This window comes from Vibrio sp. F13 (genome assembly GCF_020806305.2).
GTDB lineage: Bacteria > Pseudomonadota > Gammaproteobacteria > Enterobacterales > Vibrionaceae > Vibrio > Vibrio crassostreae_C.
The window spans coordinates 1,821,947-1,834,960 of sequence record NZ_CP170175.1 but is presented as its reverse complement, the minus strand read 5'-3'; the positions used below and the strand labels follow the sequence as shown (position 1 = coordinate 1,834,960).

11 protein-coding genes are annotated in these 13,014 nt (G+C 46.2%); 6 read left to right on the top strand and 5 right to left on the bottom strand.

What is annotated here, in order from left to right; translation table 11 throughout:
• Nucleotides 1-40: 40 nt before the first annotated feature.
• Nucleotides 41-1,300, bottom strand: a complete 1,260-nt coding sequence (rho, locus tag LMH68_RS08395; protein ID WP_017062978.1) for a transcription termination factor Rho — start codon at nt 1,298-1,300, stop codon at nt 41-43.
• Nucleotides 1,301-1,500: 200 nt separating this feature from the next.
• Nucleotides 1,501-1,827: a thioredoxin TrxA gene (gene trxA / locus LMH68_RS08390; protein WP_010440700.1), complete on the bottom strand. Its 327-nt coding sequence runs from the start codon at nt 1,825-1,827 to the stop codon at nt 1,501-1,503.
• 111 nt (nt 1,828-1,938) lie between these two features.
• Between trxA and rhlB the strand changes: the two genes are divergently transcribed.
• Together rhlB and gppA are read left to right on the top strand one after the other, a co-directional pair.
• Nucleotides 1,939-3,249, top strand: a complete 1,311-nt coding sequence (rhlB, locus tag LMH68_RS08385; RefSeq protein WP_017062979.1) for an ATP-dependent RNA helicase RhlB — start codon at nt 1,939-1,941, stop codon at nt 3,247-3,249.
• Between the two features lie 6 nt (nt 3,250-3,255).
• Nucleotides 3,256-4,749: a guanosine-5'-triphosphate,3'-diphosphate diphosphatase gene (gene gppA, locus LMH68_RS08380; protein ID WP_017062980.1), complete on the top strand. Its 1,494-nt coding sequence runs from the start codon at nt 3,256-3,258 to the stop codon at nt 4,747-4,749.
• A 101-nt stretch (nt 4,750-4,850) separates the two neighbouring features.
• Here gppA and LMH68_RS08375 read toward each other — a convergent pair whose 3' ends face one another.
• From LMH68_RS08375 to recQ, 3 genes are all read right to left on the bottom strand, one after another.
• Complete coding sequence (locus LMH68_RS08375; protein WP_017061333.1) at nt 4,851-5,522, bottom strand: 7-cyano-7-deazaguanine/7-aminomethyl-7-deazaguanine transporter; 672 nt, start codon at nt 5,520-5,522, stop codon at nt 4,851-4,853.
• Between the two features lie 244 nt (nt 5,523-5,766).
• Nucleotides 5,767-6,078: a DUF3630 family protein gene (locus LMH68_RS08370; RefSeq protein WP_017061332.1), complete on the bottom strand. Its 312-nt coding sequence runs from the start codon at nt 6,076-6,078 to the stop codon at nt 5,767-5,769.
• A gap of 49 nt (nt 6,079-6,127) precedes the next feature.
• Entirely contained in the window at nt 6,128-7,966 is a 1,839-nt protein-coding gene (recQ, locus tag LMH68_RS08365) for an ATP-dependent DNA helicase RecQ (protein ID WP_229648300.1), read from the bottom strand.
• A gap of 179 nt (nt 7,967-8,145) precedes the next feature.
• On the opposite strand from recQ, the gene rarD reads away from it, so the two are divergent.
• The 4 genes from rarD (at nt 8,146) to ggt (ending at nt 12,545) form a co-directional block, all read left to right on the top strand.
• Nucleotides 8,146-9,054, top strand: a complete 909-nt coding sequence (rarD, locus tag LMH68_RS08360) for an EamA family transporter RarD (protein ID WP_017061330.1) — start codon at nt 8,146-8,148, stop codon at nt 9,052-9,054.
• A gap of 86 nt (nt 9,055-9,140) precedes the next feature.
• Nucleotides 9,141-9,935 (top strand): helix-turn-helix transcriptional regulator, encoded by a 795-nt coding sequence (locus LMH68_RS08355; RefSeq protein ID WP_017065745.1) that lies wholly within the window; start codon nt 9,141-9,143, stop codon nt 9,933-9,935.
• A gap of 98 nt (nt 9,936-10,033) precedes the next feature.
• Complete coding sequence (locus LMH68_RS08350) at nt 10,034-10,696, top strand: LysE family translocator (RefSeq protein ID WP_017061328.1); 663 nt, start codon at nt 10,034-10,036, stop codon at nt 10,694-10,696.
• 91 nt (nt 10,697-10,787) lie between these two features.
• Nucleotides 10,788-12,545 (top strand): gamma-glutamyltransferase, encoded by a 1,758-nt coding sequence (gene ggt / locus LMH68_RS08345; RefSeq protein ID WP_017062985.1) that lies wholly within the window; start codon nt 10,788-10,790, stop codon nt 12,543-12,545.
• Nucleotides 12,546-13,014 lie beyond the last annotated feature (469 nt).

The following is a 13,014-nucleotide window of genomic DNA, read 5'->3' as shown; positions in this document are numbered from 1 at the left end:
CCGAGGGCAGCGCTTATTAAATACGATCAGCTAATCAATATTACTGACGACGCATTGCGTCAAAGAACTCATCGTTCGTTTTCGTCATTGCTAGCTTGTCGATAAGGAATTCCATTGCGTCGATTTCGCCCATTGGGTGAACAATCTTACGCAGGATCCACATCTTCTGTAGTTCATCGTTCTTGGTAAGAAGCTCTTCACGACGAGTACCAGAGCGGTTGAAATCAATCGCTGGGAATACGCGTTTTTCAGCAATCTTACGGTTAAGGTGCAGTTCCATGTTACCTGTACCTTTGAATTCTTCGTAGATAACTTCATCCATCTTAGAACCAGTATCAACCAGTGCTGTTGCGATGATCGTTAAGCTACCGCCTTCTTCTACGTTACGTGCCGCACCGAAGAAACGCTTTGGACGATGTAGAGCATTCGCATCAACACCACCAGTAAGAACTTTACCTGATGAAGGAATCACAGTGTTGTAAGCACGAGCTAGACGAGTAATAGAATCCAGTAGGATAACTACATCTTTCTTGTGTTCAACAAGGCGCTTCGCTTTCTCGATAACCATTTCTGCAACTTGTACGTGGCGAGATGCTGGCTCATCGAATGTTGAAGCAACTACTTCGCCTTTAACTAGACGCTGCATTTCTGTTACTTCTTCTGGACGCTCATCGATAAGTAGAACCATTAGTTCACACTCAGGATGGTTACGTGCAATGCTTTGAGCAATGTTTTGCAGAAGCATTGTCTTACCCGCTTTAGGCGGAGCAACAATCAGACCACGCTGACCTTTACCAATTGGAGATGCAAGGTCAAGAATACGAGCCGTAATATCTTCAGTCGCACCATTACCCGCTTCCATCACCATACGTTCGTTAGCGTGAAGAGGAGTAAGGTTTTCGAAAAGAATCTTGTTACGTGCGTTGTCTGGCTTGTCGTAGTTAACCGTGTTTACTTTAAGCAGTGCAAAGTAACGCTCACCGTCTTTAGGTGGACGGATTTTACCGCCAATAGAGTCACCTGTACGTAGGTTAAAACGACGAATTTGGCTTGGTGATACGTAGATATCATCTGGGCCAGCCAGGTATGAACTGTCGGCGCTACGTAGGAAACCAAAACCGTCTTGAAGAATTTCTAGAACACCATCACCAAAGATGTCTTCACCACTTTTTGCATGCGCTTTAAGGATGGAGAAGATAATGTCTTGTTTTCTTAGGCGAGCTTGATTTTCAAGACCTAAGCTTTCGCTAAGTTTAACAAGCTCAGACACAGGTCTGTTCTTCAGTTCAGTAAGATTCATAGTGGTGGAAGTTTGTTTAGTCAAAATAGGATTTGTTTTCTTAAGTTAAGAAGGATTTGGTCACAGGATTGACCAAGAAGAGAAATTCGTTCAATTAACGTGCGATAAATTAGCACTAAAACTAAGACTAGTCCATAGCTTAGAAAAAACAAAACCGCGCATTTGTTAACTGCACGGTTTCTTTTCAAATGCTGACCTGATTAAAGGTTAGCGTCTAAGAACTCTTTAAGTTGAGTTTTAGATAATGCACCAACTTTAGTCGCTGCTACGCCGCCATCTTTGAAAAGAAGTAGCGTTGGAATACCGCGAATACCAAACTTTGGTGGAGTACCAGCATTTTGGTCGATATTTAATTTACCGATTGTGAGCTTGCCTTCGTACTCGTCTGCGATTTCATCAAGAATCGGCGCAATCATTTTACATGGACCACACCATTCTGCCCAAAAATCAACAAGAACAGGGCCTGCAGCATTGATTACATCGTTATCAAAACCGTCATCAGTTAGCTGCAAAATCTTATCACTCATCTTCCACTCCAATGTATTTTTTAGAACTGGTTGGATGATAACCAGTAAATAGATGCCCTATTGGAATGTATTTACTTTCGTATTGCAAGCTTAAGCTGATATTCTATAGCAATGAAAAAGACGCATATCACAGAGCAAAAGTTCGCCGACTTGGATTTACTTCCGCAAGTCATTGAAGGATTGGAGAAAAAAGGGTTCGATTATTGTACCCCTATCCAAGCCTTGGCGCTCCCGGTACTGCTCACCGGCCAAGACATTGCAGGCCAGGCCCAAACGGGTACTGGTAAAACGCTTGCGTTTCTTACTGCTACTTTTAACCACCTGCTAAAAACATCTGAGCATGAAGGGCGTAAGCCTAACCAGCCACGTGCGATTATTATGGCACCAACGCGTGAACTCGCGATTCAGATCTACAACGATGCTGACTCTCTGGTTGAAAGCACAGGTATCAAGGCAGCACTTGCTTACGGTGGCGAAAGCTACGACAAGCAACTAGGTAAAATCGAAGAAGGCGCAGATATCTTAATTGGTACGACTGGCCGCATCATCGATTTCTACAAGCAGAAGGTATTTAACCTTAACCACATTCAAGCTGTTGTTCTTGACGAAGCTGATCGCATGTTCGATCTTGGTTTCATCAAAGACATCCGCTTCTTGTTCCGCCGTATGCCTGAGCCAAAAGATCGCCTGAACATGCTGTTCTCTGCGACATTGTCTTACCGCGTACAAGAGCTAGCGTTCGAACACATGCACAACCCAGAGCATGTTGTTGTTGAGCCAGAGCGTAAAACAGGTCACCGCATTCAGGAAGAGCTGTTCTACCCATCAAACGAACACAAAATGGCACTGCTGCAGACTCTAGTTGAAGAAGAGTGGCCAGAGCGCGCTATCATCTTCGCTAACACTAAGCACAAATGTGAGTCTGTTTGGGGTCACCTAGCTGCAGATGGTCACCGTGTTGGCCTGCTAACTGGCGATGTTCCTCAGAAGAAACGTGAAAAGATTCTTGAGCAATTCACTAAAGGTGATGTTGACCTGCTTGTCGCAACCGACGTTGCAGCACGTGGTCTACACATTCCTCAAGTAACACACGTATTCAACTTCGACCTACCTGATGACTGTGAAGATTACGTTCACCGTATCGGCCGTACAGGTCGTGCTGGTGCAAGTGGTCACTCGATCAGCTTTGCTTGTGAAGATTACGCAATCAACTTGCCACCAATCGAAGAATACATTGAGCACGCGATCCCTGTGTCTGACTACGATGCTTCTGCACTGCTAGAAGATCTACCAGCACCATTGCGCTTACGTACACGTAACCCGCAACAACGCCGCTCAAACAACAATGGCCCACGCAACGGGAACCGTAAACCAAACCAGAACCGTCGCCCACGCCAACCGCGTCATAACAAGGAAGCTTAGTCGCTTATGAGTCAAACAGTGTCACCCCCGCTTTACGCTGCAATCGACCTCGGGTCGAACAGTTTTCATATGCTCGTTGTGCGTCATATCGATGGCAGCGTACAAACCATGGCTAAAATTAAGCGCAAAGTGCGTTTAGCTGCAGGCTTAGATGAAAATAATGCGCTTAGTACAGAAGCCATGCAGCGCGGTTGGGACTGTTTGAGTCTCTTTGCAGAGCGACTGCAAGATATTCCGAAAGAAAATATCCGCATTGTCGGTACAGCGACCCTACGTACTGCTATCAATGTGGATATATTTCTAGAGAAAGCGAACCAGATCCTTGGTTACGACATCAATGTTATCTCCGGAGAAGAAGAAGCTGCGACTATCTATAAAGGCGTAGCACACACTTCTGGTGGCAGCGGCCGCCGACTGGTTGTTGATATTGGTGGCGCAAGCACCGAGATGATCATTGGTGAAGGCTTCTCAGCGAAAGCACTAACCAGCCTAAAGATGGGCTGTGTTACTTGGCTTGAGCGCCACTTTAAAAACCGCCAATTAACCGCTACCAACTTTAACAACGCCATTGAAGCGGCGAAGTCGACGTTGGCTCCTATCCTAGATAGCTACACTGATATCGGATGGGATGTGTGTGTGGGCGCCAGCGGTACCGTTCAAGCACTGCAAGAGATCATGTTGGCGCAAGGCATGGATGAAGTGATTACTCATGCCAAACTTAAGCGTCTACAGAAACAAGCGATGATTACTGAGCGCTTGGAAGAGCTAGAAATCGAAGGACTTACCCTTGAACGCGCATTAGTGTTCCCGAGTGGCCTTTCCATTCTTATTGCTATTTTTGAGTTGCTTGAAATAGATTCAATGACACTCGCAGGCGGCGCACTCCGGGAAGGCCTAGCCTACGAGATGGTTGATGAGCTTCGCCAAGAAGATATCCGAGCGCGTACCATTAAGAGTGTTCAATCACGCTACCAAATGGACGTAAGCTACGGTGAACAAGTTGCTGTAGTCGCACAAACGCTGCTAGACCAAGCGGGCGCCGAAGCGTGGGTTTCAGAACCTCAAGCTGGTGTGCTATTGCAAACGGCAGCTAAGCTTCACGAGATTGGTTTAACCATCGATTTCAAAAAAGGCGGTGAGCACAGCGCTTATCTGCTGCAAAACTTAGACCTACCTGGCTTTACTCGAGCGCAAAAGCACTACTTGGGTGAGTTAACTCGTCGCTACCGTGAACAGTTAACCTCATTACCAGAGCAACACGCTATCTCAGGCACCAGCAGCAAGCGTATTTTACGTATTCTGCGTTTGGCTATTTTGTTAACTCACCGTCGTAACCCAGCGCTAGAGCCTGAGTTCAAACTGACGACGAATGACAACAATCTAACCCTAACGCTTTCTAAGCAATGGTTAGCTGACAATCCGCTGACCGCTGCAGAGCTAGAGATCGAGTCGAATAGACAAACCGATATTGGCTGGCCATTGAATATTAAATGCCTCTGATATTAGTATCTGACGCTAGAAATTAAAAAAGCCCAAGTTAGTAGACTAACTTGGACTTTTTCTTATCGCTGCATTAATGCTTTGTGTTACAAATCTCAAACTTAAGCGTTCACGCCTGTCGCTTTAAAGTCAGGGTTCACTGCGGTTAGCTTTCTAACAATGTAGTTAAGAAGCACGCCGTACATAGGCACGAACAAGCCTAAGCTGATGATAAGTTTGAATCCGTAATCGACTAAGGCAATCTCAGTCCAATGCTCGGCCATAAATGGATCTGGGCTTTGGTAGAAAGCAATCGCAAAGAAAGCGATGGTATCAATAGCATTACCGAATAACGTTGAACACGTTGGGGCAACCCACCACTGTTTAAGCTGACGTAGGCGGTTGAAAACATGCACATCCAAGATCTGACCCAGTAAATAAGCCATGAAGCTCGCCGCGGCGATACGCGCAACAAACAAGTTGAACTCACCTAGTTGGCTAAAGCCTTGGAATGAACCTTCAAAGAACACCACTGACAAGAAATAAGAAACGGCCAGCGCTGGTAGCATCACTAAGAAAATGATTTTACGGGCAAGCTGCGCGCCAAAAATGCGTACGGTCAGATCGGTCGCTAGGAAGATAAACGGGAAAGTGAAAGCACCCCAAGTGGTGTGCATACCGAAGACGGTAAAAGGTAGCTGAACCAGATAGTTGCTTGACGCAATAATCACCAAATGGAACAAAACTAATAGTGCTAAGGCTTTGCGCTGTTGCGCAGGGGTAAAGTTACTCATGCTGTACCTTTTTAGTTTGGTTTGGGGGTGAGGGAACCCAAATCGAGTCATTTCTTCGAATAATCCAAGAAAGCTCTTACCAATAATGTGAATTAAAAATGTTTCTATAATTTGCTCTATTGAGCGGCGGGCGATTATACATTAATCAATATTGGCTGCAATGGTGAGAACAAACGCAAACGTTTATCCTCACTTTTATTGGTGAATAGCGCTAGAAGCTGTGCTTTAGAAGCTATGCCTAAAGTTAAAAACCGCGCTTGAAAAGCGTCGCGAGATAATCAAACTCTTCTCGGCTTTCTTCCGCGTTTAACGACTCAAACCAAATTGATTCACTGTAATGCTCAGACTTTAAGAACATTCGACAATCTTCAAAATCAATCAACCAAGAATGCATATCGGCGTCCCATTGCTTTTCAACAACAGACGCTGACAGCAACGCCACCAGCTTTTCACCTAGCACTTCGTAAGAATCAAAATCAAAACTTGGAGACGTAATCAATAAACGCCCTTCCTCAGCTAAATACTCTCTTAAGCCAAATTCTGTTTGTGTTGTCATGTCCCTATCAACCTTATTCTTTTTCTATTAGTTAGACGTTTCTTGCAAACTAACCGTGTGTGGTGATGTGTTCTTGAATCAAATCTAAGAATGGGTCTGCGTACTTATCGAGTTTACGTTGACCGACACCGTTGACTGCCAGCATTTCTCCGTATGAAGTAGGTAGTATTTCAGCCATATCAATCAAGGTCGCGTCGCTGAATACCACATATGGTGGCAAGCCATCTTCATCAGCAATCGACTTACGCAGCTTACGCAGTCTCGCAAACAGCTTCTTATCGTAATTCTTGCTGCTTAACTTATCGGACTTAGCATTACGCACCGCTGTATCTAAACGAGGAACAGCCAATTCCAAAGACATCTCACCGCGCAGCAGCGGGCGGGCTTCTTCTGTTAGCTGTAATGTCGAGTTACGAGTGATGTTCTGGAACAGCAAGCCTTTGTGGATTAACTGACGGAAGATACTGATCCAGTAATCGTGGCTATGGTCGCGGCCAATACCGTAGGTAGACAGCTTATCGTGACCATTATCGCGGACACGAATATTCTGCATACCACGCATCACTTCGACTACGTAGCCCATACCAAACGACTGATTGACACGGTACACACAAGACAACGCCTTCTGTGCTTCTTGGGTCGCGTCAAAGTGTTTTGGTGGATCTAAGCAGATATCGCAGTTGCCACATTGCTTCTCGCGATATTCGCCAAAATAGTTAAGCAGAACCTGACGACGACACGTTTGCGCTTCAGCAAAGGCACTCATCGCATTCAGCTTGTGCATCTCAACTTGTTTCTGTGGGCCTTCTTCTTTCTCATCTAGCATACGACGCAGCCAACCCATATCAGCCGGGTCAAACAACATCATCGCTTCAGCAGGCAAACCATCACGACCTGCACGGCCTGTCTCTTGATAGTAAGACTCGATATTACGTGGGATATCAAAGTGCACCACGAAACGTACGTTGGGTTTGTTGATGCCCATACCGAAAGCCACAGTCGCGACCACGATCTGAATATCATCGCGTTGAAAGGCTTCTTGAACGTAAGCACGCTCATCGGTGTCCATACCAGCGTGATAACCCGCGGCGCGAATACCGTTATTGCACAGCTTCTCGGTCACCATCTCCACTTTCTTACGGCTACCACAGTAGATGATGCCGCAATTGCCCTTTTGTGTTTCTAGGTAGCGAACCACCTGTGACACGGGTTTGTGCTTCTCAACCAAGTTGTAGCGAATATTAGGGCGATCAAAGCTGCCTAAGTAAGTATGCGGGTCCAGGAGCTGTAAGCGCGAGATAATATCTTTGCGCGTCGCATCATCAGCGGTTGCTGTGAGCGCCATGTAAGGCACATGCGGGAAATACTGTTTAAGCTGACCTAATGATGCGTATTCAGGGCGGAAGTCGTGACCCCATTGAGAGATACAGTGCGCTTCATCGACTGCAATCATCGAAAGCGGTAAACCTTGAAGACGCTCGATAAAATCACGCATCAACACACGCTCTGGTGACACATACACCATTTTCAGCTGACCTGAGTTCATGCGATTGAACACATTCAGCAATTGGTCACGTGGCATTGAAGAGTTAATACACTCAGCAGCAACACCATTGGCCTTCAGTTGATCGACTTGGTCTTTCATCAACGAGATCAGCGGCGAGATAACCAGAGTCAGCCCTTCACGAACCAAAGCAGGGATTTGGTAACACAGAGATTTACCACCACCGGTTGGCATAATCACCAAGCTGTCTTTGCCTTCAACGGCCAAATCAATGACCTCTTGCTGACCATCGCGAAAGCTTTGATAGCCAAACACATCTTGTAAGATGGTTTGCGCATCATTCGCGGGAGTTGGTATTTGCTCAGCAATCAGAGTGGCGGTCATTGTGGTTCCTAATCGAGGTATGAAATCAGCAAGCATCTTCGGCAAGCAAGTCGCACATTGTAGAGGGGAACGCTGGCGAATTAAACCGCAAATTGTTAGGTGAAAAGGGTTATCGCTCCTATACTGACCAACTCTCTTATAAATCTTATTAATAAGCACTCAGTGCTAGAGAAAGATGCATGACACAGGAAGAACAACAACGTACGCGCCAAGGAGTTTTGCTTGCCGTCGGCGCCTACACAATGTGGGGTATCGCCCCTATATATTTCAAATCTTTAAGTGACGTTTCCCCGTTAGAGATCCTCAGCCACCGTGTAGTATGGTCTTTTTTCCTACTCGCTTTCTTACTACACATTGGCCGCAGCTGGCGTAAAGTCCGCGATACCCTGACCTCAAAACCAAAAATGCTCTATTTGGTAGCGACGTCTATTTTGGTGGGTGCTAACTGGCTGATCTTTATCTGGGCGGTGAACTCCAATCACATGCTCGATGCCAGTTTGGGGTATTACATCAACCCGCTGATTAACGTGTTACTTGGGATGCTCTTCCTTGGCGAACGCTTACGTAAGCTGCAATGGTTTGCTGTGGCTCTGGCTGCGATTGGCGTATTAATCCAATTAATTGCCTTCGGCTCAGTGCCTATCGTCGCCATTGCCCTAGCCTTTAGCTTTGGCTTTTATGGCTTGCTGCGTAAGAAAGTCAGCTTAGAAGCACAAACGGGTCTGTTCATTGAAACTCTGGTGATGCTGCCTCTAGCCGCAACCTACTTACTGTTTATTGCCGATAGCCCGACCTCAAACTTATCGATGAACCCGATGCAACTCAACCTATTACTGGTTGCTGCCGGTGTGATCACCACGGTTCCATTGCTGTGTTTTACTGGCGCTGCAACTCGCTTGAAGCTATCAACACTCGGTTTCTTCCAGTACATCGGTCCAAGCTTGATGTTCTTACTGGCGGTTCTGATCTACGGCGAAGCCTTTACCTCAGATAAAGCGATCACCTTTGCTTTCATATGGGGAGCACTGGTTATTTTCAGCTTTGATGGCCTGCGTAACAACAAGAAGAACAAACGCGCGAAACAGTGATATTGATCGTTTTTTACAAGACAATCCCTTAATACGCAGATAAGCTTGGTTGAATTGATGACTATTTGACCAAGCTTTTTTGTACCATGGATAAAGTCCACTACTACTCTACCCCAACAGAAGATATCAGCCTGATCCAAGCTCAATACCAAGAGTTTGCTTTTCAGCGTCACTATCATTTGGACTTTCACATCGGCTTAATTACCCAAGGGCAGCAAAAATTCGCCTATAAAGGGGCGAGCCACCATGTCGGTGCAGGCCAAGTGGTTATCATGCCACCTGATGAGCTGCATGATGGGCACTCCAAACTCGATTCAGGTTATCAAGTCAGTGTGTTTGCAGTTTCTCCTCAATGGTTTCAAGATCTTGCCGATCCCAAGCAAAATGGTCACACATTAGGCTTTTCTGAGTTGATCCTCTCCGATCAAGCTGCGTTTTTACAATTACGCAACTTACACGGCCTGTTAATCAATCAAAGCATCAGCCAACTCGCTCAAGATTGCTTACCATTCGAGGGGTTCTCAACGATTGTCGATCGTTATGCAAAATTTGGATCGAAGAGTGACATCAAACTGGGTAATCAATCGATTAATACACTCAAAGACTATTTGATGGCGAATTTGGACCAGCCAGTGCGATTAGAACAACTGTCTGAGCTGTGCGGCTTAACCACAACTCAATTCCAACGCCACTTTAAGAACAGAATGGGCATCACCCCTTACGCGTGGCTGAGCCGTTTACGTATGGAACAGAGCATGCGCCTGATTAAATCTGGGATCTGTGGTACTAAAGTCGCGCACCAAGTAGGCTTCTATGATCAAGCACACTTCTCCAAGGCATTCAAAACCACATTCGGCGTACCACCCTCACAAATCAACTAAGTGTTGATAATTTACAATTGCTCGATTTCAAATCGCGGTAAGCTACGCTCAATACGATTACTTATTTAATAATAGCGGCAACGTTATTGAGAACTGACATGAACGAAGTCACCATACTGATCACCCTCGCCTCTATCCATTTCATCGCTTTGATGAGCCCCGGCCCTGACTTTGCGTTAGTCGTGCAAAATGCGACACGCCACGGCAGACAAACAGGCTTGTACATTGCGCTTGGTTTATCTTGCGGGATCTTACTGCATTCGTTGCTCAGCCTGACGGGAATCAGTTACCTAGTCCACCAGCAACCAACCCTATTTGCCATTATCCAGTTGGCTGGCGGTAGCTACTTGCTGTACTTAGGCTACGGTGCACTTAAAGCAACCTGGCAAATCATTCAGAACCACGACGATGACGACGATACCGTCAATGCCAAAGATCTGATTCTGACCAACAAGCGTCAGGCATTTTCGAAAGGGTTTGCGACCAATATTCTCAACCCAAAAGCTTTGGTGTTCTTTATTAGCTTGATGTCGAGCTTAGTGCCTGCCGACATGTCTCTATCAGGTAAAGGCTTTGCGCTTATTATCTTGTTTGGTCTGTCTCTGTTTTGGTTTTCACTACTGGCGTGGATGCTTTCGACTAAGGCTCTACAGAAGAAACTTAGCGAAGCAACGGTATACATCGATGGCTTATGTGGCGTGGTATTCAGCCTGATTGGCGCGAGTATTCTTTGGCAGTCGCTGTCCGGTTTAATCGCTTAAATTCGAATCAAGATTACAATTCGTTAACAACGCACTGGCTATCTAATCTTTCCGCTGCCAATCTAGCTCTGCATATTAAAAGGAGAAGATCATGCAGTGGAAAACAAAACTAACAACCCTCGCCACTTCTACCCTACTTTTTGCCTCTCACGTCAGTTGGGCAAATCAAGCTGCCGATTCCGTCGCACCCGAACAAAGTAGTGGTTTAGAAACCAAACAACTCGTTAAAGCCAACGATTGGATGGTCACCGCAGCCAACCCTCTTGCAACACAAGCCGGTGCTGATGTACTTGCCCGTGGTGGTAACGCAATTGACGCCATGGTTGCCGTGCAGCTTATGCTTGGCTTAGTGGAACCTCAGTCATCAGGTATTGGTGGCGGCGCGTTCCTTGTCTATTTTGATGGCAAAGACAAACAGCTCAAGACCTACGATGGCCGTGAAACTGCGCCACTTGATGCCACCCCACGTCTATTCCAAGACGAAAACGGACAACCGCTTAAATTCTATGATGCCGTGGTTGGCGGTCGTTCTGTTGCCACGCCGGGCACGGTGCAATTGCTGTGGGACACTCACCAGAAATACGGCAAGCTCGAATGGGCATCACTGATTAAACCTATCGCTCAGTTAGCTGAAGAAGGTTTTACTATCAGCCCACGTTTAGCCACCTTGATCGAAAACGACCAAGAACGTCTGAGCCGCTTTGCGACAACTAAAGCCTACTTCTTCAATGCCGATGGCAGCCCGAAAGCCGCTGGCACGCAACTTAAGAACCCTGAATACGCGGCAACGTTACACGCTATCTCGAAGGATGGTGCTAAAGCTTTCTACCAAGGTGAGATTTCTGCCGACATCATTAACACAGTACAAACAGCGAAAGGTAACCCGGGCGTATTGGCACAGAAAGATTTCGACGCCTATTCGATCAAGCAGCGCGAACCGGTTTGTTCTGCTTATGAAAGCTACGATATTTGCGGAATGGGGCCACCAAGCTCTGGTGCGTTAACGGTTGGACAAATCCTTGCAATGACTGAGCAGTTTGACCTCAAATCATGGGGGCCAAACGACGCAAAATCTTGGCAAGTGTTAGCAGACGCTTCTCGCTTAGCCTTTGCAGACCGTGGTATGTACATGGCAGACCAAGATTATGTGCCTATGCCAACCCAAGGGTTAGTGAATACTGACTATTTGCAGGAGCGTGCTCAGTTAATTACCGCAGGTAAGGCATTAGACAGCGCACCTTCAGGCACCCCACCGTGGGATCATGCGATGCAGAGAAGCCAAGATGTTTCTATTGAGTTGCCGTCCACCAGCCACTTCAACATTGTCGATAGTGATGGCAATGTCGTATCGATGACCACCACCATCGAGAACGCATTTGGCTCACGCCTGATGGTAAGAGGATTCCTACTCAACAACGAACTGACCGACTTCTCATTCAAGACTCATAACGATGGCAAGCCTATCGCGAACCGACTTGAACCAGGTAAGCGTCCACGTTCTTCAATGGCGCCGACCATTATCATGCAAGACGATAAACCTTACATGGCAATTGGCTCTCCGGGAGGCAGCCGTATCATCGGTTATGTGGCACAAGCGATCATTGCTCACACCCAATGGGACATGGATATCCAACAAGCGATCAACCAACCACACTTCCTAAATCGCTTCGGTACCTTAGATTTGGAAAAAGGAACATCAGCGGAAAACTTCAAACCTGAGCTAGAAAAGATGGGATTTGAGGTCAACGTTCGCGATCTTAACTCGGGTTTACACGCTATTCGCATCACAAAAGATGGTCTAGAAGGTGCTGCAGACCCTCGTCGTGAAGGTGCAGCCATTGGTCAGTAGGGAATAATCCTCCCTTTTTACTCGCTGCCTTGTGCGAGATCTCTCACAAGGTAGTGAGTAAATATCGATATTTGATGACGAAATTAATCACCTCGACATCGTAACCAATTGAAATTAAAAGATACGTACATTTATCGTTCAAATAATTATATAGAAATTCGCTTATGCACCATTGCTGATAAATAAGGAATCGGTAATATGAATGGTGTCGGAAGGATGCTGACACGGAACAGGAAACGCCAAGGACTTGGTTATCTTCAGGATGAAGATTCGATTACTCAGGATGAATAATCGGCATGGATAGCGAAATGGACATTGAATGGACGCAATAGTAACTAGGATGGTTGCTACTAAGGAAAGACAATGGACACCTCTGGACGAGGAAAGGACTGAACATCAGGATGATGTAAAGGACACCGCTCAAGGAACAAGTGACGCGCGCTAACGAGGATTGTTGGCAGATCAGGAT